The organism is Paraburkholderia strydomiana (assembly GCF_046030495.1).
Classification (GTDB): domain Bacteria; phylum Pseudomonadota; class Gammaproteobacteria; order Burkholderiales; family Burkholderiaceae; genus Paraburkholderia; species Paraburkholderia strydomiana_A.
Map to the genome: position 1 here is coordinate 173,902 of NZ_JAQQCJ010000002.1, position 20,587 is coordinate 194,488.

Annotated in this window: 13 protein-coding genes; 6 read left to right on the forward strand and 7 right to left on the reverse strand. The window is 62.5% G+C overall.

What is annotated here, in order from left to right; all coding sequences use genetic code 11:
* Nucleotides 1-19: 19 nt before the first annotated feature.
* On the forward strand, nt 20-889 hold the full coding sequence (locus PQQ53_RS03990) for a branched-chain amino acid ABC transporter permease (protein ID WP_408141134.1): 870 nt from the start codon (nt 20-22) through the stop codon (nt 887-889).
* A complete protein-coding gene (locus tag PQQ53_RS03995; protein WP_408152213.1) occupies nt 886-3,426 on the forward strand; it encodes a branched-chain amino acid ABC transporter ATP-binding protein/permease in 2,541 nt (846 codons plus the stop codon). The genes PQQ53_RS03990 and PQQ53_RS03995 overlap by 4 nt, the downstream gene beginning before the upstream one ends.
* A gap of 68 nt (nt 3,427-3,494) precedes the next feature.
* Here the strand turns inward: PQQ53_RS03995 and PQQ53_RS04000 are convergent, their stop codons facing one another.
* Entirely contained in the window at nt 3,495-4,889 is a 1,395-nt protein-coding gene (locus tag PQQ53_RS04000; protein WP_408323329.1) for an MFS transporter, read from the reverse strand.
* Nucleotides 4,890-5,002: 113 nt separating this feature from the next.
* Here PQQ53_RS04000 and PQQ53_RS04005 point away from each other — a divergent pair, with 113 nt between their 5' ends.
* Together PQQ53_RS04005 and PQQ53_RS04010 are read left to right on the forward strand one after the other, a co-directional pair.
* Nucleotides 5,003-5,875 carry a LysR family transcriptional regulator gene (locus PQQ53_RS04005; RefSeq protein WP_408323330.1) on the forward strand — a complete coding sequence of 291 codons (873 nt, stop codon included), beginning with the start codon at nt 5,003-5,005 and terminating at the stop codon, nt 5,873-5,875.
* A 357-nt stretch (nt 5,876-6,232) separates the two neighbouring features.
* Nucleotides 6,233-8,320, forward strand: a complete 2,088-nt coding sequence (locus PQQ53_RS04010) for a TonB-dependent receptor (protein ID WP_408323331.1) — start codon at nt 6,233-6,235, stop codon at nt 8,318-8,320.
* Nucleotides 8,321-8,506: 186 nt separating this feature from the next.
* On the opposite strand, the gene PQQ53_RS04015 is transcribed toward PQQ53_RS04010, so the two are convergent.
* Genes PQQ53_RS04015 through PQQ53_RS04040 form a run of 6 tightly spaced genes read right to left on the reverse strand, consistent with a single transcriptional unit; the run spans nt 8,507 to nt 15,775 of the window.
* Nucleotides 8,507-9,736: an aromatic ring-hydroxylating oxygenase subunit alpha gene (locus PQQ53_RS04015; RefSeq protein ID WP_408152217.1), complete on the reverse strand. Its 1,230-nt coding sequence runs from the start codon at nt 9,734-9,736 to the stop codon at nt 8,507-8,509.
* A 47-nt stretch (nt 9,737-9,783) separates the two neighbouring features.
* A complete protein-coding gene (locus PQQ53_RS04020; protein ID WP_408152218.1) occupies nt 9,784-10,590 on the reverse strand; it encodes a siderophore ferric iron reductase in 807 nt (268 codons plus the stop codon).
* A gap of 2 nt (nt 10,591-10,592) precedes the next feature.
* Nucleotides 10,593-12,479, reverse strand: a complete 1,887-nt coding sequence (locus PQQ53_RS04025; RefSeq protein ID WP_408152219.1) for an IucA/IucC family protein — start codon at nt 12,477-12,479, stop codon at nt 10,593-10,595.
* A complete protein-coding gene (locus PQQ53_RS04030) occupies nt 12,476-13,141 on the reverse strand; it encodes a GNAT family N-acetyltransferase (protein ID WP_408141142.1) in 666 nt (221 codons plus the stop codon). Before PQQ53_RS04030 ends, PQQ53_RS04025 begins: the two co-directional genes overlap by 4 nt.
* Nucleotides 13,131-14,384, reverse strand: coding sequence for an MFS transporter (locus tag PQQ53_RS04035; protein ID WP_408152221.1), 1,254 nt, complete (start codon nt 14,382-14,384; stop codon nt 13,131-13,133). The genes PQQ53_RS04030 and PQQ53_RS04035 overlap by 11 nt, the downstream gene beginning before the upstream one ends.
* Nucleotides 14,381-15,775: a lysine N(6)-hydroxylase/L-ornithine N(5)-oxygenase family protein gene (locus PQQ53_RS04040; protein ID WP_408152222.1), complete on the reverse strand. Its 1,395-nt coding sequence runs from the start codon at nt 15,773-15,775 to the stop codon at nt 14,381-14,383. The genes PQQ53_RS04035 and PQQ53_RS04040 overlap by 4 nt, the downstream gene beginning before the upstream one ends.
* 580 nt (nt 15,776-16,355) lie before the next feature.
* Here PQQ53_RS04040 and PQQ53_RS04045 point away from each other — a divergent pair.
* Nucleotides 16,356-18,566, forward strand: coding sequence for a TonB-dependent siderophore receptor (locus tag PQQ53_RS04045; protein ID WP_408152223.1), 2,211 nt, complete (start codon nt 16,356-16,358; stop codon nt 18,564-18,566).
* 283 nt (nt 18,567-18,849) lie between these two features.
* Nucleotides 18,850-20,550: an FAD-dependent oxidoreductase gene (locus PQQ53_RS04050; protein WP_408141146.1), complete on the forward strand. Its 1,701-nt coding sequence runs from the start codon at nt 18,850-18,852 to the stop codon at nt 20,548-20,550.
* The last annotated feature ends 37 nt before the right edge of the window (nt 20,551-20,587 follow it).

Below are 20,587 nucleotides of genomic sequence, written 5' to 3' on the forward strand. Positions count from 1 at the left end.
TGCTACCGGGAGTACGGACATGGCAGAAATTGTCTTGTCCCAGATCGCCAATGGCTTGGTGCTGGGATTCCTTTACGTCTTGCTCGCGATCGGGCTGTCGATCATCTGCGGGCTGCTTGGCATCGTCAACTTCGCGCACGGGGCGCTGTTCGCGCTCGGCGCGTACTTTGCGATTGCGCTGTCGACGCACTTCGGCTGGTGGGCGGTCGTGCTCGCCCCCGTGCTGGTTGCCGCGGTCGGCATGCTGATCGAGGTCGTGTTCATTCGCCGGCTCTATGGCAAGGAGCCACTGCTGGGATTGATCGTCACGTTCGCGCTCTCGCTGCTGTTGACCGCGCTGATCCGGCTCGTGTGGGGCGCGGGCGGCTTGCCGTTCAGTCCGCCGGCGGCACTCTCGGGCTTCATCGTGTATGGGCCGTTGCTGCTCACGAAATACCGCCTGTTCGTGCTCGTCACGACGGTCGTGATCCTGCTCGCGCTGTGGTGGTTTCTCAAGTTCACGCCGTACGGACGCATCCTGCGCGCCGGCAGTCGCGACCCGGAAATGGTCGGCTTGCTCGGCATCAATCTGCCGCGCGTGCTGACCGGTGCATTCGGACTCGGTGCATTGCTGGCTGGTGCGGCCGGTCTGCTCGCCGCGCCGCTGCTGACCGTCACGCCGAGCATGGCGACGGCCGCCGTGATGCCGGCCTTCGTGATCGTTACGATCGGCGGGCTCGGCTCGTTCGCGGGCGCGGTGGTCGCGGGCCTGCTGGTGGGCGTCGTCACCGCGCTGGCGGTGCAGTTCTTCCCCGAGGGTTCGGCCGTCGCGATGTACGTGCTGATGGCGCTCGTGCTGCTCGTGCGCCCACGTGGGCTCTTCGGTGAACGTTGGGAGCGCTTCGAATGAATCTCAAACTCGTCTCAAGGCATCCGGTCGCGCTCCTCGCGATCTGCCTCGTTGTCGTCTCGGCGTTGCTCGCGCTGACCGGCACGCCGCTCGAACGTGCGACGCAGGTGGCGATCTATGCGCTGTACGGCATGGGCGTGAATCTGCTGGTCGCGTATACCGGGCTCGTGCCGTTCGGCGCGTCGGTATTCTTCGGGACGTCGACGTATCTGGTCGCCGTGTCGCTGCAGCGCTACGTGCATAACGAAGTGCTCGCTCTCGCGTTGAGCGTCGCGCTTTCGGCGGGGATGGCGTTGCTGATCGGCGCGGTGGTGTTGAAGCGGCGCGGACTTTACTTCTCGCTGCTGACGCTGGCGTGCTCGCAGATTGCCTTTGAGATCGCCTTCAAATGGACCGACGTGACCGGCGGCGAGAACGGGCTGCAGGATATACCGCGTCCGATGTTCGCGACCTTCCCGGCGTTCCACGTGTTTGCCTGCGTGACGGTGGTGGCGGCCGCGTGGATCTTGTGGCGCCTCGTTCACTCGCCGTTCGGTCGCGCGTTGCAAGCACTGCGCGACAACGAACAGCGCGCGTCGAGCCTCGGCTATGACACCTATCGTCTGAAGCTGTTTTCTTTCGTGGTGTCCGCGGCCATCATCGGCTATGCGGGCGGCTTGCTCTGTCTGATGTTGCAAGGCGCGTACGCGAACAACCTGAGCTGGGAACACGCGGGCGACAGTCTGCTGATGACCGTGCTCGGCGGCGTGCACCAGTTCCTCGGGCCGCTGTGGGGCGCGATTGCCTTCATTCTGCTCGAAGACAAATTGAGTGGTCTGACGGAGCATTGGTGGCTGCTGTTCGCGCCGATCATCATTGCCTTTGCGTTCTTCTCGCCCGAAGGGATTCAGGGGCTGGTGCAGCGCGTACTGAAGAGACCGCGCTGGACGCTCGTGCGTGACACGATTCCGGCACGTCCCGCTGTCATCGAGCCGTATAAAAGCGCGCGTATCGATGCCGATCCCGACAAGCCAATCCTGTCGGTGCGTGGTTTGTCGAAGCAGTTTGGCTCGCTGGTCACCGCCGACAAGATCGATCTCGATGTGTTTCCATATCGGTTACACAGCTTTATCGGTCCGAACGGCGCGGGCAAGACGACCTTCTTCAACATGCTGACCGGTGTGCTGCAACCGACGGCCGGACGTATCGTCTTCGATGGTCAGGATGTGACGCGCGTGGCGATGTTCAAGCGCGTGCGTCTCGGCATGAGCCGCTCGTTCCAGATTCTGAGCGTGTTTCCTCATCTGACGGTGTTCGAGAACGTACGCGTGGCGGTGCAGGCGGCTGAACGAAAACGTCTTGGCATGTGGCGCGATGCGCATGGCTGCGCGCAGCAGAATGCCCGCACGTGGTCGCTGCTGGCGGCGGTCGGCCTCGCCGACAAGGCTGCTGCCGCGTGCGAGAACCTGTCGCACGGTGAACAGCGTCTGCTTGAAATCGCCATTTCGCTGGCGACTCAGGCGAAGATTCTGCTGCTGGACGAACCGCTCGCGGGGCTGGCCGAAGCGGATCGCGAGATCGTTGCGAAGATCGTACGCGAACTCGCGAATCATCATGCGGTGGTGTTGATCGAACATGATATCGACCGCGTGCTCGCCATTTCCGACCGCATCAGCGTGTTGCACCGCGGACATCTGATTGCCGATGGTGCGCCGGCGGAAGTGGCCGCGCATCCGGAAGTCATCGAAGCGTACATGGGCCGCTCGAAGCTGACGCTGCCGATCGCCGAGCGCGTGAACACGCGCGTGGCGCGCGCAGCGGCGACGAAGCCGCTGCTGAGCATCAGGAATCTGAAGGCCGGTTATGGCGGCAACACGATTCTCGACGGTCTCGACCTCACGCTCAACGAAGGCGAGGTGGTGGCGATTCTCGGCCGTAACGGCGTGGGCAAGACCACCACGCTGCGCGCAGCCACCGGAGTCGTGCAGATCAATGCCGGCACGATCACCTTCGACGGACGCGACATCACCCACGAGCCGAGCCATGTGATCAACCGGCTCGGTCTCGCGATGGTGCCGGAGGGCAGGCGGCTGTTCCCGAACCTGACGGTTTATGAAAACCTGCGTCTCGCGGCGCGCAAAGGCGGCGCGAGCGTCGAAGAAATCTATGCGCTCTTTCCGCGTCTGGCTAACCGGAAGGACACGCGCGCAGAGAATCTCTCGGGCGGCGAGCGGCAGATGGTGGCGATTGCCCGCGCGTTGATGGCACCGGCAAAAGCGATCCTGCTCGACGAACCGTTCGAAGGGCTCGCGCCGGCCGTCGTGCAGGAAGTGCTCGATGCGGTGGTGCGCTTGCGCGAGCGCGCGAGTGTGATCATCGTCGAGCATCAGGCGGACATGGTGCTGCCGATCGCGGACCGCGTGTATGTGCTCGTCAACGGACGCGTGGCGTATCAGAACACCGCCGAAGCGCTGGAGCGTGACGAGTTCACGCAGGCGCGGCTGTTGGGTGTCATGCACGACGACGCGGCGCCTGCTCCGGAGGTCAGGACGGCGTGATCGAAATGGGGCGCCCGCTGCGTTTGTCACTGCGGCGGGCGCAGTGTGATCGTCTGGGGACGGTCTTATCAGTCCGAGGCCAGAATGTCGCATGCGGTCTCGATGCATTTGGCGCGTGGTGATCGAATTCCGTACAGACACATCACGCTGCCGGCCAACAGCAACGCTGCGGCGGTCATCAAGGAAAGATGCATGCCTCGCATGAACGCATCAGGGCGGGGATCGCGCACGAAAAACCCGAAGACCGCCACGCCGAGCATGCCGCCTACCTGCCTCGCGGCGTTCAATATGCCCGATGCGATGCCGGATCGGGACGCCTCCACGGACGACAACGTGAGGTTTGTCATGGTCGGCACCATGAGCGCAATCCCGCTCGCGGCAATGAGCATTGGCACGATCAGCAACCGGTACGAGCCGTTCAGACTGACTGGCAGGAGAAGCAGGTAACCCGACGCGGCAATCACCATCCCCGCGATCATCAGTTTCTTTGCGCCGAGCCGGTTGAGCAGGCGGGCCGCCAGAATGTTCACCGCCATCAGCACAACGGTCATGGGTAAGAATGCGAGTCCCGTCCTCTGGGCGGACAGATGCTGCTCGATCTGAAAGAAGAGGCTGAAAACAAAGATCAAACCGTAGTACGCAAAGTTGACGATGACACCGGCGGCCGACGCTGTGGCAAACGTGGCGGTTCGAAACAGCGCCAGCGGGAACATGGGTTGCGTACTGCGCGACTCCACCCAGACAAAAGCCAGCATGAAGATCACGGCAAGCAGCAGCGCGCCATAGACCAGCGGATGATCGAATCCAAAATGGGCTGCTTCCGTGATGCACACGGTCAAAGCGCTTAGCGCCAGGATTGCAGCCAGTTGACCGGGAAGATCGATGCTTCGGCCAGGCGCTGGTTGTGCGTCGGCCGCATGACGCAGAGTGAGCGCCGCCCCCACGATGCCGATGGGCAGATTGAGCAAAAATATGCTGCGCCAGCCGACATGAGTGACCAGCAGTCCACCGAGGACGGGGCCCGCGGCCAGCGCAATGCCCCCTGCCGCACCCCACCATCCCACCGCGCGGCTTCGTTGCTCGGTGTCGGGGAAGGCCTGCCGCAGCATGGCCAGCGAATTGGGTACGAGCAGCGCGGCGCCTATCCCTTGCACGACACGCGCGATCACCAGAAGCGCCAACGAGTTGGCCATTCCGCACATGATCGACGCCGCCGTAAACACGGTGAACCCTGCGGTGAAGGCTCGCTTTGCGCCGAAACGGTCGCCCAGAACGCCCGTGGTGAGAAGAAGTGAAGCGAACGCCAGCGTGTACGCGTTGACGACCCATTGCAGGCCGGTCACGTCTGTCGCGAAGCGGCTTCTGAGGGCGTCGAGTGCCACGTTCACGACGCTGACATCGAGCAGGACGACGACGAAGCCCAGCCCTGCGGCGGCGAGCGTGCCGCGTTGATTGCGGCTCATGGACATGCTCATCTGGAACGACCCCGATCGATTGAACGAGTATCGATGTTAGGCAGAATAGCTTTGTGCGAATATTCCACATCACCGCACACCGTCCTTGAGAAAATGCACAGATGTTCGATTGGGAAAATATTCGTCATTTCCTGGCGGTCGCCCGCATCGGTACGTTGTCAGGGGCCGCACGCAAACTGAAGGTGGATCACGCGACCGTGAGCCGCCGCTTGAGCGCACTCGAGGATCAGGTCAAGACTCGCCTGGTCGAACGGCTTCCCAGAGCCTGCAAGCTCACGCCGGCCGGGCAGCGTGTTTTCGAACTGGCGCAAGGCATGGAGGACAACGCCTACGCGATCGAGCGATTCCTCGATGCCAGCCTTTCCCCGCTGAGCGGCAAAGTCACGCTGAGCGCGCCACCGGTGCTCGTAGCCAGTTTTCTGGTGAAGCATCTGCGGGCTTTCCGGCTTGCCCATCCCAGCATCCAGTTGTCCGTTTCGGGCGACGCACGGCAGGTTTCGCTCAGCCGAAGAGAGGCGGATATCGCCTTACGGCTGCTTCGTCCCGATGAAGCGACCAGCGTAATACGCAAGCTCGGGCGTATGCCTTTCGACTTGTACGCGAGCCGGGACTATCCGCATTTGCATAATCCCGCTGCCTGGGAGTTCATCGTCTACGATGCCGGCTTCGCGGAGATGCCCCAGCAAAAGTGGTTGATGAGCGTTGCAAACGGCAGACCGATTGCTTGCGAGATCAGCGATATCACGGGCCACCTCGCCGCGACTCAGGCAGGCGCGGGTGTAGCTGGCTTGCCTTGCTTTCTGGCGGAGACGAGTGCGAATCTGCAACGCCTGCCACACGATGGCGAATCGTTTTCACGGGACATCTGGATGGCCGTGCATCGGGATTTGCGTCGTTCGCCCCATGTCCGGGCAGTGATGGACTTTCTCCTGAAAATCGTCGCGGAAAATCCCGATTTCATGACGAGCGGGTAGAAAGCGGATGTTTGGCCGTCACAACGAGTCCGTCCAACATCAGCTTCGCCACAGTTTCGACAAGGCAACGCCTGTTGACGCCGCTGGCCGAAATTCGAGCAGGTCTCCTCCCTGAAGAGACGCGCGGGCGTATGCATGCTTGCGCTTACCCGTTCAAGGGCGCCGCCGCGCGCACAAATACGAACGACGATCACTCTTCTTTTCTTAAATGTAATGTTATAACATACAGCTCCGTAACCTGAGGAAGAGACCACCCTTCAGGAATTTTGTCGACCACATGGCGGCGGTTCTGTGCAATGTTATATCGTTTCGATTCGACGCGCCGCCGGGGTCGAAGTCAACCCTTAGAAAAAGATCGTGAACAGACAACCTATACGCTCCATCGCGCGGCGGGCCCGCCGGCTATCGCCTGCTTCATTGGCCTTGCTCGCGTTCGCTGCGCAAGCCCAGCAACAGAATGCGACGCCGGAGGCATTGCCCGGGGGCGCGCTTGCGCCCGTCTTCGTCACCGCGAACCCACTGGGCTCGACCGACCTCATCGCGCCGGCGACTGCGCTGTACGGCGACGCGCTCACCTTCAGACAAACGAATTCACTCGGCGAAACGCTCAACGGCCTGCCCGGCGTGTCCACGACGACGTATGGGCCGATGGTGGGTCGTCCGATCATCCGTGGCATGGATGGGGATCGCATCCGCATTCTGCAGAACGGGGTGGCGGCCTGGGACGCATCGTCGCTGTCGTACGACCACGCCGTGCCGCAGGAACCCCTCACGGTCGATCGCGTCGAGATCGTCCGAGGGCCCGCGGCACTTCTCTATGGCGGCAACGCCATCGGTGGCGTCGTCAATACGATCGACAACCGTATTCCGCGCGAGCCGATCACCGGCGTCACGGGTGCAGTCGACGCGAGCTACGGCGGGGCCAACGACGCGCGCGCCGGCGCGGCCCTCGTCGAAGGAGGCAATGGGCAATTTGCATTTCACGTCGATGCGTTCGATCGGGACACCGGCACGCAACGTATTCCAGGTTTCGCGCACTCCGATCGCCAGCGCGCGCTCGACGGCCCGGATGCCGACGAGGCCTACGGCAGCATTCCAAACAGCGACGGCCGGTGGCATGGCGGCGCGCTCGGCGGTGCGTACACCTGGGCCGATGGCTATGCAGGTCTGTCGTACAACGGCTACGACGGCAACTACGGCTCGGTCGCAGAAGACAACGTGCGGCTTCGCATGCATCAGGACCACGTAGCATTCGCCTCGGAGTTACGCAATCTGAGCGGGCCGTTCTCGCAACTGAAGTTCGATTTCGGCTACACGGACTACGAGCACAGGGAGATCGACAACGGCGAGACCAGCACGACCTTTCGCAACCATGGCTATGAAGCGCGTATCGAAGCGCGTCATCGGCAGATCGGCCCGTTCGAGGGTGCCGTGGGTGTGCAGATCAGCCAGAACACGTTTTCGGCGCTAGGCGACGAAGCGCTCGTCCCGACCACGCAGACCACCAACGTGGCGCTGTTCGGGCTGGAAGAGTGGAACGTCACCGACGCTTTCAAGCTCAGCGCGGGCGCACGCTACGAGCACGTAAAACAGGACCCCGTGGCCAACGGCAACGACAGGTTCGCGAGTGCGACAGACCGCGACTTCAATGCGCTCAGCGCGTCGCTCGGTGCGTTGTACAAACTGTCGCCAGTGTGGTCGGTGGCGGGCAATGCCGCCTATACGGAGCGCGCGCCGGCGCTGTACGAACTCTATGCAAACGGGCCGCACGATGCGACGGGCCAGTATCTGATCGGCAATCCGGATGCACAGAAAGAGAAGGCCGTGTCGACCGATCTGTCATTGCGCTTTGCGAGTGGCCCGAACAAGGGTAGCGTTGGCGTGTTCTACAGCCGCTTCAAGAACTATCTGACCGAATTCAACACGGGGCGTCTCGTCAACGACGACGGCGAAGTCGTGCCGCGCGGTACCGACGATGCGTTGAACGAAGCGGTATATCGCGGCGTGCGCGCGGAGTTCTATGGCATCGAACTCGACGGCAGATGGCGCGTCTTCGAGAAAGGCGCGCACCAGGTGGACGTCGAACTCGTTGCCGATTACACGCATGCTCGCGACCTCGACAACGGCGAGGCGCTGCCTCGCATTGCGCCGCTGCGCGCGACGCTCGCGGTCGACTATGGCTACGGACCCTTCGGCGCTCGTGCGGAGATGGAGCATGCGTGGGCCCAGAATCGCGTCCCTGACAACGATCTGCCGACTTCGAGCTATACGAAGCTGGGCCTGATTTTGACGTATAAGTTCCACGTCGGCGCAACGAACTGGCTTGCGTATGTTCGCGGAGACAACCTCACGAATCAGGAGATCCGCTATGCAAGTTCGGTGGTCCGGGATATCGCGCCAGAGGGCGGCCGCAGTGTGATGGTCGGCATGCGTACTACGTTCTAGTTGGATCATGCGGGCATGCGCGATGGAGATACAGTGCCGCTGCCTTGGGCGGCTTCCTTGTCAGTTAGCGCATGCCTCGACGACACGCGCTTCCATGCGGCACCGGAGCGTCGCGTGCCGGCGGCGGATCGTCCGTATGCAAGATCGGCGAAGCAATCGCCGTCACGTACACTACGCACCCGGCCCTCAGCACACCGAATCCTCGACGACGCGCAGTTCAAACACCTTATGCTCCCCGCTCAGCGAACTCGCGGCAGGCGCGGCGAGCGCACGCCGATACCACGCATGAAAGTGGCGCATGCCATCTTCGAGCGGCGATTGATACGGTCCAGCGTCACTCACGCCGCGCCGGTGCAGACGCAGGCGCCCCGCATCCATGCGTTCGGCGATTTCATCGTCTTCGATCATTGTTTCCAGATACGCGGCGCGCTGCGCCTCGATGAATTCGCGCTCAAATGCCGCGATTTCCTCCGGATAGAAAAACTCGACGACGTTCAGCGTTTCCTGCGGTCCTTTCGGATGGAGCGTGGACACCACGAGCACATGCGGATAAAGCTCGATCATTTGCGTCGGAAAATACGCGAGCCAGATTGCGCCGAACGAGGGCGCGTCGCCGCCGCGATAGTCGAGCAGCCGGTCGTGCCACGCTCGATAAATATCCGACCCCGGCTGCGCGAGTGCGTTATGTATGCCGACCCGCTGCATACTGTATGTGTCGGCAAATTCCCAATCGAGGTCGTCGCAGGTCACGAATTTGCCCAGCCCCGGATGAAACGGAGCGACGTGATAGTCCTCCAGATAGACCTCGATGAAGGTCTTCCAGTTGTAATGACAGGTGTGCGTTTCGGTATGGTCGAGCACATAGCCGGAAAAATCGAATTCGGGGCGCGCGAACACTTTGGCCATATCCCGCGCGGGTTCACGCGGTCCTTCGTAGAGGAGTCCGTGGCAATTCTTCAGTGCGAAGCGTTCGAGATTACGGCAAGGCTTGCGTTCGAACTCGGGCGCCCCGATCAGTTCGCCCTTGCCGTCATAGGTCCAGCGATGCAGCGGGCAGACGATGTTGCCGCCGGTCGCGGCGAGATTGCCGCTCGACTGCGCGGCGCCGCCCACGTCGCCTGTTTCGCCGCCCAGCATCAGCGCCTGGCGATGACGGCACACGTTGGAGAGCAACTGCACGCCGCTCGCGTTGTGCACGAGGACGCGGCCGCCTTCCTCCTGCGGCAGACGGCGCCAGTCGCCAGGCGCGGGCACCGACTGTTCGTGGCCCACATAGAGCGCGGCGTTCGTGAAGATGCGCGCCATTTCGCGCTCGAACAGCGCTTCGTCGAAATAGGCGCTTGCCGGCAGTTGCAGCTGCGCGTCTTGCGCATCGGACGGCGGCGCGAGATGCGTCATGTTGCTGATGTCGTTCATCGGTCGTTTCCATTTCGGTTGGATGCCAGGTACGCGTGCGTTCGCGTTCACGCGGCCGGCATGGCATCCCGTTCCGCATTCAGGCGCACGATGCGCTCGCGTTGTTCCAGTCGCGGGCACGTGCTGCAAAGTTCGCCATCGCGCCGGCGATAGTGGTAGCAGCAGGTCTGGCGATCGAGCGCGAGCGCGCTCGCGCCGTCGCTGCGCGCGTAAGCGAAAAAGCCGCCGCGGCCTGCGAGTGCGAGCGCCCCGAGCCAACGCTCGCCGAGCGCTTCGATATGCGCGTGGCTCCAGCCGGGGTGCGTGGGTCGCAAAGCGAGCAGCGCCGCCAGCACGCAATCGGCCTGCATGCACCGCGCGGCGTGAGCATTGAGCCGGATGACGCTCGACAGTTCGTCGAAAATCTGCGCGCAGCAGGCGGCAATCTCACTCGCGGCGCGGTCGATCAGTGTGTCGGGATCGCCCTGCGCCGGCACGTGGTCGGGCAATCGCACTTCGCGGGTCCAGCCGTTCTCGATAGGCTGCTCGATGCGATCGAGCGACAGCGCGCGCTGCGCTGCGTGGACGCCGATCACGCTCAGGTAAATCGGCTGCCAGATCAGAATGCCCCAGCAGCGCAACGACCAGTACGCACGTCCGGTTTCGGGATATCCCTTGGTCCAGAAACTGAGCAGCGCTTCCAGCGCAACACGATTGCCGTCGCGACGGGGAGGGCGAAAGTGCGTTGCGCCACGCGCGGACTCGTCGTTGCGAGGCGGCGAAGAGCTTGCGCAGTCTGCGACCACCCCGCGCAAGCCAGGCACTACGCGTGCGGCGAGCCGCAGGAGATCTTCCAGTGTGCGGTTCGCCGTCATGCTTATGCCTCAACTGCTTCCGCGAGCGCACCCGTTGCGACTTCCTTCGGTGCCGCGCGCCGACCCGCGAGCGGGTTCTGGAGATTGCCCGCCATCTTCAGATTGCCAGCGGGGTCCGACAGATTGACCATCTGCAGATTGTTGCCGAGCTGCAGACGGTTGAGGCACGAATGCAGGAACTCCGGCGCGAACAGGTCGTACTCGGCAAACTTCTGCGCGAGCTGCGGATGCTCTGCCTGATAGCGTGCGACGCAGCTTGCCACCGAGTTCCAGAATACATCCTCGCTGCAGCAGCCGTGCTCGACGAGAATCTGGTTGACGTAGCGGAAGAATCCGTCGAACACGTCGATGAAAATCGCCAGCAGCTTTACGCGTTCAGGTACATCCACCGCGAGCCGTTTCACGTTGTCGGGGAGCGTGGCGTCCTTATTGAGGATCGCGGATTCCTCCGCGATGTCCTTCATGATCGCGCGCACCGGCACGTGGTTCTCCATCACGAGGATCAGGTTCTCGCCATGCGGCATGAACACCAGGTCGTGCGTGTAGAAGCAATGTACGAGCGGCGCGAGATACGCGTTCAGGTAGCGCTCGAGCCACGCCTGCACGCCGAGTCCGGACGCGTCGATGAGCGCGGGCAGCAGCGCGCGGCCGTGGCGGTCGGTGTGCAGCAGCGCCGCCATCGTCATCAGGCGTTGGCCTTCGCCCGCGAGTGTCAGCGGGTTCTCGCGCCAGAGTGCCGAAAACATCTTCTTGTAAGGACTGTCGACTTGCACGGCCGCTTCGTAATAGCGATTGCGAAAGCCGAGCGACGCGACTTCGCGCAGGATCGTGAAACCCTTCTGCTGCAAGTAGGGATCGCTCGCGACGAGGCCCTTGATGTAGTCGTTGATCGCCGGCGTGCCCGACATGTAGTACGGCGAAAGACCGCGCATGAATCCCATGTTGAGAATCGACAGCGAAGTCTTCACGTAGCGCTTCGAGCGGTCCGAGAGGTTGAAGAACGTCCGGATCGATTGCTGCGCGATATAGCGGTCGTCGCCATAACCCAGGCAGATGATGCGATTCGTCGCGACGTACGACGCGAACGCGATCGACAGCTTGTTGAACCACTGCCACGGATGAGCCGGCATCAGATGGTAGTCGTCGAAGTTACAGCCACTCGCTTCCACGATCTCCCTGAATCGCGCGATGGTTGGCGCGCCGAGTTCGTCGTCCATGAGGCGCGCGTAGTCGAGGTCGTCGCTGCAATGGAAGGCGGCGTTGTCCTTATGAACCGCGAGCCATACGACCTGAATCGGCGAACCTGCTTCCGGCGCGAACGCGCGATAGTCGCCCGCGTCGAAGCCGAGGCGGCCATTGTTGGCGACGAAGCCTGGGTGACCTTCACTCATCGCGGTTTCGATGGCCTGGAAGTCGGCGTTCAGCAGATCGGGCGTATCGGGGCCAACTTTAACCGCCTTGTACGCGGCGCCATACAGCGTGCTGCTGATTTCGTCGAGATAGATCGGCAGCATCTCTTCCTTGATGCCGAGACGACCCTTTACGTCGAGGATGAAGGCGAGCGCGTCCAGCGGTTGTTGCGCACCGTCCCGCGTCCACACGATCGACTCCGGACGAATGCTCCAGTGACGCAGCGCGAGTTGCCGTGCTTCGAAGCTGTAGATGCTCGTGCCGTCGTCGGACTTCACTTCGTAGCGGGCATGGTGTTCGCCGGGCGCGTCGCCGATTCGCGTCGGCTCGACGATCAGCTCATGCGCGTATTCGGCGAGCGCCTTGCGAACCAGCATGCGGTTGGCGTTAGCCCATACGTCGGGCGTGAGATGCACGGTGGCCTGTTGCGGGGCGAGCGTCACGTGTTGCATCGAAGGTTGCGTCGTCGGTTGAGTCATGACTTGAGATCCTTTGCGGTAGTCTTTTGAAGGGTGGCGTAAAAGTCGGCTCGCGTGCAGAACGCGAGCGAGGCGGTTTTCTCGCGGAACGCGACGTTCTTCGTATAGACGAAGCCCATCGCGCGGTTGAGTGCGTGGATACGCGTGTTACGCGCATCCGGTTCGACGACTATGCGCTCGGCGTCGAGGTGGTCGAACAGGAACGTCATCAGCGTCTGAAACACGCGGCGTGTATGACCGGGCACGGGCGTCGCGGCAGGTCCGACGAACAGATGCATGCCGAGGTCGCCGTCGCGCACGTCGTAGTGCTCGCCCGCTTCGTCGTGCGCCGGGTCGTAGCTCTCGAAGAGAAAGGCGCTCGCGCCATGCTGACTGCCGATCCATGCACGTGCGTGACCGGAGTCTTCGATGGCCTGATAGAACGCGGCGACCTGGTCGGCGCTCTTGTCCTGCATGTTCCAGAAGGCGGCGCGCTCTTCGATGAACCAGCGGTGCAGCGTGGGCGCGTCGCGTTTGACGTCGAGCGGGCGGATGTAAAAGCCGTTCACCGTTGCGCAGAGCGTTGCGTGGTGCGAGTTCGCGGGGTTATCTGCGAGTCGCGCGGCAGATAACGGCGCGGCCGCACGCAGTGCGATTTCGTCGGAGGCGATGTCAGTTCGCATGGCCGGTGGCTCCTGTGTTGGCAAGGTCGTTGGAAAGCGCGGCATCGGCGAGCGCGGTATGTTGCGTGTCGCGAGCGGGCCGGCGCTCGAGCAGCCAGATGCTCATGAGCGCGCACAGCAAGAGGCCCGCCGACGCGATGAAGAACGGCGCGCGCAAGCTGATTTCATCGACGATTGCGCCGGCGGCGAACGAAGCGAGCAGCACGCCGAGGTTCTGGAAGAAGTTGATCACGCTGAAGTCGGTCGCATACGAGGCGGGCGTACTGAGCGCGAACATCGTCACGTCGAGCTTGACGACGATCTGGAAGAACGCCCAGCCGAACAGCACGCGCCCGACGATGATCCACAGCGGTGCTTCGACGCCTTGCAGCAGCATGCCCACGGTGCAAAGCAGCAGATTCGGGATCATCTGATCCGGCAGGCGCCGGCCTTGTCCGGCGGTGTGCTTGTTGATATACAACGCGACGAGTGCGACCATGCCGGGAATCGCGAAAACGAGCCCGGAGAGCAACTCGCTCGGCGAGCCGCTCGTGTTTTGCCAGTAGGACGACATGAACGGCCGGATCAGGTACACGCAGAAGTCGAACGCAAGCATCAACAACGCGAGCCGCAAAATCGGCAACCGTGTGCTCAGCTTCGGACGCGCGTCCCCAGCCTGAGCGGTCGCTTCGTCTGCGAAGCGGCAGCGCCGTGCGATGGCGTGCGAGCGGATCAGCCACATGCAGATCGCCATCTGCGCGAAGTCGCCGGCGGCCATCGCGAAGATGCAGGTGTGCGCGTTCCAGACCTGCATCACGAAGCCGCCCGCAACAGCGCCCGCGATCGCGCCGAAGTGCACGACCACCGATAGCAGCCCGATCGTATGCGCGTGGGACTCCTTCGGCTCGAGCCGCATCATGTACGGGTACATCAGCAGATAGCTGCTCTTGCACATGAACATCGCGAGCGACAGCACCCAGAAGAGCGGCAGTGTCGACGCCCAGTAGCTCGCCATCGAAAGCACACCGGCTGCGCATTGCGTATAGACGAGAAGATGCATGGCGTCGAGCCGTTTGGCGATGCGTGCCCAGATGGGCAACGTCAGCATCACGACGATCGAAATGAACGCCACGTAGGCGCCCGCGTGCACAGGGCTCGTCACGCCGTAGCGCGCGGCGAAGAACTGCGGATAAAACGGAATCAGGATCGCGTCGCTGACGACCGCGAAGGTCGTCATGAGGATGATCATGTTGCGCAATTTCATCGCGCCTCCAAAGGCGCTTTCACGAACGCCTCCGTATCGGGCACCGAGAAATCTTGCAACGCGATGCGCCGCTCGATCTTGTAGTGCTCGACGCCGGTCAGTTCGCGCAGGATGCACGAATTGCGGTAGCAGCTCATGCCGAGGTCGGGATTGGTCAGCCCGTGGCTGAGAAGCCCGGCGTTCTGGACGAAGATATCGCGTTCGTTCACATCGATCGCATAGTTTCGCGACAGGAGGTAATGCCCGTTATCGTCCCAGCGGATGCGCTCGCGAATGCCGTCGATGAAACCCGGCACATTCTGCCGGTAGCCGGTCGCGAAGATCGCGCCGTCGGTGATGTGCGTGTACTGCACGCCCTCGTCGCGCTGCACGAAGTGCAGATGGTAGCGGTCGTCGATGTGATCGTGATGGCAGCCGGTCAGCTCCGAATTTGTGATGAGCCGCGCGTTACGATGACCGCGGCTGCGGCGGTCATCGAGCAGATCGTAGATCTGGTTGATCAACGAAGCATTCACGCCTTTGTAGAGACTGTCCTGCTTCGCAATGATGCTTTCGCGCACATTGCGCGGCAGGTTGTAGAAGTAGTCGATGTAGTCGGGCGAGATCATTTCCAGTGTGAGCTTGGTGTTCTCCATCTGGAAGAAGCGCGGTGAACGCGTGATCCACGTGAGCGAATAGTTGTACTTATCGCTTTCCTTGAGAAGATCGTGAAAGATTTCGGCGGCGCTCTGGCCGCTGCCGATCACCGCAATCGACCGCTTCTGCTGCAATTCGTGTTTGCACGCCACGTAATGCGCGCTGTGAATGCAGCGCTCGCGCATTTCGTCGCAACAGGCCGGCAGTTGCGGCACCGAACCCACGCCGACCACGAGCCGCTTCGCGCGATGCGCGAAGACTTCACCGGTGCGCACATGACGCCCGCTCACAACGTAATGGGCGCGCTCGCGATCGTATTCGACGTTCTCCACGCTAGAGCCGAAAGCGATGCTGGAAAGCTGCCTGATTGCCCATTTGCAGTAACGGTTATATTCCTCGCGGCTCAAATAGAAGCGCTCACGGATGTAATACGCGTAGAGCTTGCCCTCCTGCTTGCAGTAGTTCAGGAAGCTGAACTTGCTCTTCGGATCGGCGAGGCTGACGAGGTCGGCCAGAAAGGGATTTTGCAGCGTGGTGTCGTCGATCAGCATGCCGGGATGCCAGTCGAAGTCTTCGTTGCGTTCGAGGAAAAGACCGTGCAGATCGCGGATCGGATCGGCGAGACACGCGAGACTCAGGTTGAACGGGCCCAGACCGATCGCGATGAAATCGAGAACCGCCGGGTTCGTCCCGGCAACGGAGCCCGCACCTGCAGTACGGGGCTCGTGCTCATGGAAGATATTCGTTGTACTCATGATTGAGTTTCCTCTTTGACCGGGTAGGACCATGTTGGGATGCCATCAACGATGGACGGAAAACACGAGCGTCACGCAACGGACACAGTAGAACGCCGGCAGCGTGATAGGCGACTCAGGTGCGAATGAGATTGATTCGCGTTTGAGGATCATAGAAATTTCCTCGCCGTCTGGCAAGGTCAAATGACACATTAAAAGGAATCCGAATCAATAAATTGACTCGCTGCGCATGAACGAGCCATGAGCCGTATCGGCTGAAAAGTCGCTGTGGATCGAAGAAGCGTGGGATTGGTGGCGGTGTGCGCGGGGGGCGTCGGTCGGGACCACGAAAAGTTCGTTTTCCCCATTTCGTCAGACTTTATACCCCTTCGCCGAGTGGGGGTTCGTGCGGGGGCGGGTCATCCGGGTCAGAAGAGCGGGGGAAACCCGCGTGGCGGGCCATGCGGCGCTTTTAAGAGGCCGTAAGGCAATCGAATTGCAACGTAAGGCTTTTAAATGGACGCCCGCTTTGCTAGTATCGCGCCTTTGAGAATGATTCCCATTCACAACGTGAGGCGCAGACGCCTCGGTCCTGTCAGACATGAAAAATCAACAAACCAAACGCCGTACCGGGCTCATGCCTTACCGTCCTCTGCACGTTGCCGCGTGGCTGACTTTTGCCGCCGCGTCTCAGCATGCCTTTGCTCAGAGCAACGCCAATGCCGACGCCGCGGTGCCGGCTGCCGCCTCCGGCGTGACAGCGGGCGCGCCGGAGGCGGGCCGCGGCGAACAGGCATTGCCTGCCGTCAAAGTGACGGCGGCTGCCCAGGCAGACTCGCCGCTGCATCTGAATACGCCGATTTCGGCCGGCGCGCTCGGCTCGCGCTCGCAGTTGGAGACGCCGTTTTCGACCACCATCGTGACCGGCGAAGAACTCGCCGACCGCCAGGCCAACAAGCTCGGCGACGTGTTCGCGGGCGACGCTTCGGTGACCGACAGCAGCAACGCGTACAACGCGTGGGCGACATACATCACGATTCGCGGCCTGCCGATCGACTGGCAAAACGGCTTTCGTATCGACGGCAATCCGTTCATTTCATACGGCATCACTATGCCCTATGAAAATCTGGAACGGGTGGAATTGCTCAAGGGCCTCGGCGGATTCATGTATGGTTTCGCGCAACCAGGCGGCGTCGTCAATTACGTGACGAAAAAACCTGCGGCCGAACCGGTGACGAGCGCCTCATTGGGTTATCGGATGGACGGCGTGCTGAGCCAGCATGTGGACCTGAGCCGCCGTTTCGGCCCGGACGGGATGTTCGGCGCGCGCATCAACTACACGCACGAGGCGGGCAAGACCTATAACGCCGGCGACATCAACCGCAATTCGGTAGCGTTGGCGCTGGACGGCCAGCTCACGCGCGACCTCGCCGTCTACTTCAATGCGATCTATCAGCAAAGCCGTTCGAGCGGCGGGACGCCGGCGATCTACACGGGCAGCTACACGGCGGCGAATCTGCCCGCGACGATCAGCGGCGGCAGCAATCTGCTGGGCGGCACCGATCAGCATCTGAACACGAACCTTCAGCTTTACACGGGAGGCGTGCGCTACCAGATCACGCCGGACTGGTCGTTCAATACGTCGCTGAGTTACAGCAAGTCGACGCGCGACCGTAACGAGAGCACGCTCACGCTGCTCAACCAGGCGGGCGACTACACCGACAACCGCTGGAACGGCGACGAAGGTCACCAGGACATTTACTGGCAGGGGATGTTCGAAGGCAAGGTGAAGACCGGCCCGTTCATGCATCAACTGGTGCTCGGCGCGTCGTGGCAGCATCAGACCAACGACTACAGCGCTGTTTCGTACTACTTCGAACTCGGCAACGGCAACCTCTTCCAGCCGAATCCGTGGCGCTATTACTCTGGCGCGGGTCTCGACAAGTACCGCGCGAGCGAGATCACGCAGAAATCGGTGTTTGCGAGCGACACGATCCAGTTGACGAGCCGCTGGTCGGTGCTCGCGGGCGTGCGCGTCACGAACTACGATCAGGAGACGTACAACGTGAACGGCTCGCTGGCGTCGTCGTACGGACACAATGGCGTCGTCACGCCGACCTTCGCGCTCATGTACAAGCTCGAGCCGAACACGACCGTCTACGCGAGCTACGTGGAGTCGCTGGAGCAAGGGACGACCGTCGCCAGCAATTACGCGAACGCCGGGGCGCTGCTGAACCCGCTGCGCTCGCGCCAGTATGAGGTCGGCATCAAGAGCGAGCACGGGAGCTGGAGCGCGAATGCCGCGCTGTTCCGTATCGAGCGCGGCGCCACGTATGAGAACGACCAGCACGTGCTGACGCAGGACGGCACGTCGATCTATCAGGGTATGGAAGCGGGCGGCAGCGTGCGCCTGGGCCGCAGCTGGCAGGTGGCGGGCGACGTCATGCTGCTCGACACGTGGTACGCGAAGGGGCAGACGTATAACGGCAACCGCGTTGCCGGTGCACCGCGGTTCGTTGCCGCTGCGCGCGTGACCTACGATGTTCCGTTCGTGCCGGGCCTGCAGGTGGGCGCCGATACGAAATACACGGGCAACATGGAAGTACGTCCGGCGGGCAATCTGCAGACGGGCGGCTATATGCTCGTGAACGTCGGTGCGAACTATATGACTCGCATCGGTGGCCACGACGTGACGCTGCGCGCGGCGATCGATAACATCACGAATCGCCGCTACTGGATGTTCCAGTACGAAAACTATATTGCGCCGGGCGATCCGCGTACGGTCAGCCTGAATGCCAAGATCGATTTCTGATCGAAAGTTGGAAGCCTGCTCGCCGGTCGAGTATCGGCAGCGGGCTTTTCGTTACTGCGCGGCCGAGGTATTCGGCCTGGCCTGAATTCGAGCGCACATTCTCTGGGCATAGGGGCACGCGCCGCGTGCCTCCCTGCAAACGCCACGCCGTTTCGCTCCGCCTCGTTACCAATCTCTCCACCGCTTTCGCCACGCAACACCCGCAGCCATAGCAGAAAGCGATAACCGCCATCGGAAATCGGTAGTCCCGCGCTCGCGGTTCACGCGCTTACACTGCGTCTCCATGACAGACGAAAACTACGATCTGATTGTGGTCGGCGCGGGCGCGGCGGGGCTAGCGGCCGCTTCCATCGGCGCGGCGGAAGGACATCGCGTGCTGTTGCTCGAGCACACCAGCCGGGTTGGAGGCACCACGGCGATTTCCGGCGGCATGGTCTGGATTCCCGCGAACCACAAGATGAAGGACGCGGGCCTCGACGATAGCGAGGAAGCGGCGCGTCGCTACATCGAAGCAACGGTGCCGGGCGCGACGAACGACGCACGCATGCAGGCCTTTCTCCAGCAAGGCGACGCGGCGATCCGCGACCTCGAAGCCCACACCGCGCTAAAGCTGCGCCCGGTGCGCCGCTATCCCGACTACTATCCCGATCTTCCCGGCGCGACGCCCGGCGGACGCGTGCTCGAACCCGTTCCCTTCGACGGCCGCGAACTCGGCAAGGACTTCGCACTGCTGCGCGATCCATTGCCCGAATTCATGCTGTTCGGCGGCATGATGATCAGCCGCGAGGACATTCCGAAGCTGCGTCGCCTCGGCAAATCGCCGGCCGCCACGTGGGACGTGCTCAAGCTGATCGGCCGATACGCGCGGGAGCGGCTGCGCGCCCATCGCGGGACGACGCTCGTGCTCGGCAATGCGCTCGCCGCCAGATTGTTCAAGTCGGCGCGTGAGCTAGACGTCGAAATCGTGCTGAACGCGCAGGTCGATCGCCTCGTGCTGGATGGTGGCCGGGTCGCGGGTCTGCGGCTGCGAATCGACGGGACCGCGAAGGAAGTGCGCGCGCGGGCCGTGGTGCTCGCGACAGGTGGCATCTCGCACGATATGGCACTGCGCGCGTCGTTCGTGCCCGCCCAGGCGGGACAGCGCTCCGCTACCGCAAACGCAGGTGTGCAGGCAGGCGGGGCTCGCCTCGCGCAGGCAGCGGGCGCTGCATTGAGCCCACCATCGCGAGGCGTGGACGATGCGCTGGCTTTCTGGGTACCCGTGTCCTGCTGGCAACGGGAAGACGGGTCTTCAGCCGTATTCCCTCACACCGTGACTGATCGCGCGAAGCCGGGATTGATTGCTGTGAACCGGCACGGCAAACGTTTCGTCAACGAGGCGGTTTCTTATCACGAGTTTGTGCGGGCCCAGCTTCGCGATGCCGACGCTGCGATCCCCGCATGGCTCGTCTGCGATAGCCGCTTTCTCTGGAAATACGGGCTCGGCCGCGTGCGCCCATTCGCGCTATCGACCCGGCGCGACGTCGCGAGCGGCTACCTCAGGAAGGCGCACACGCTGGATGCTCTAGCCGACAGCATCGGCGTGCCGCGTGCGGCGTTCGTGCAAACCGTGCAGCGCTTCAACGTCGATGCAGGAGAAGGCCGCGACGGCGAATTCGGCCGGGGCGGCAACATGTACCAGCGTCATCTGGGCGATGCGGACCGCCAGCCCAATCCCTGCGTCGCGCCGATAGAGCACGGCCCTTTCTACGCGGTCGCCGTGTTTCCCGCCGATCTCGGCATGGCCGCCGGCCTCGTCACCGACGCGCATGCGCGCGTGCTGCGCGCCGACGGCACGCCGATCGACGGCCTCTACGCGTGCGGCAACGACATGCACTCGGTGATGAACGGCGCGTATCCTGGCCCCGGCATCACGCTCGGCCCGGCGCTGGTGTTCGGCGTGATCGCGGCGCGGCACGCGCTCGGCCATAAGCTGACCGTATAGGTGGTCTCGGAAAACAATAGTTTTGCTCGCGAAACCG

Excerpts from the sequence above, each read along its gene's own strand:
- PQQ53_RS04035 (WP_408152221.1), bottom strand. The coding sequence starts at position 14,384 with ATGAAATTGCGCAACATGATCATCCTCATGACGACCTTCGCGGTCGTC.
- PQQ53_RS04030 (WP_408141142.1), bottom strand. The coding sequence starts at position 13,141 with ATGCGAACTGACATCGCCTCCGACGAAATCGCACTGCGTGCGGCCGCG.
- PQQ53_RS04015 (WP_408152217.1), bottom strand. The coding sequence starts at position 9,736 with ATGAACGACATCAGCAACATGACGCATCTCGCGCCGCCGTCCGATGCG.
- PQQ53_RS04025 (WP_408152219.1), bottom strand. The coding sequence starts at position 12,479 with ATGACTCAACCGACGACGCAACCTTCGATGCAACACGTGACGCTCGCC.
- PQQ53_RS04050 (WP_408141146.1), top strand. The coding sequence starts at position 18,850 with ATGACAGACGAAAACTACGATCTGATTGTGGTCGGCGCGGGCGCGGCG.
- PQQ53_RS04040 (WP_408152222.1), bottom strand. The coding sequence starts at position 15,775 with ATGAGTACAACGAATATCTTCCATGAGCACGAGCCCCGTACTGCAGGT.
- PQQ53_RS04020 (WP_408152218.1), bottom strand. The coding sequence starts at position 10,590 with ATGACGGCGAACCGCACACTGGAAGATCTCCTGCGGCTCGCCGCACGC.
- PQQ53_RS03990 (WP_408141134.1), top strand. The coding sequence starts at position 20 with ATGGCAGAAATTGTCTTGTCCCAGATCGCCAATGGCTTGGTGCTGGGA.
- PQQ53_RS03995 (WP_408152213.1), top strand. The coding sequence starts at position 886 with ATGAATCTCAAACTCGTCTCAAGGCATCCGGTCGCGCTCCTCGCGATC.
- PQQ53_RS04000 (WP_408323329.1), bottom strand. The coding sequence starts at position 4,889 with ATGAGCCGCAATCAACGCGGCACGCTCGCCGCCGCAGGGCTGGGCTTC.
- PQQ53_RS04005 (WP_408323330.1), top strand. The coding sequence starts at position 5,003 with ATGTTCGATTGGGAAAATATTCGTCATTTCCTGGCGGTCGCCCGCATC.
- PQQ53_RS04045 (WP_408152223.1), top strand. The coding sequence starts at position 16,356 with ATGAAAAATCAACAAACCAAACGCCGTACCGGGCTCATGCCTTACCGT.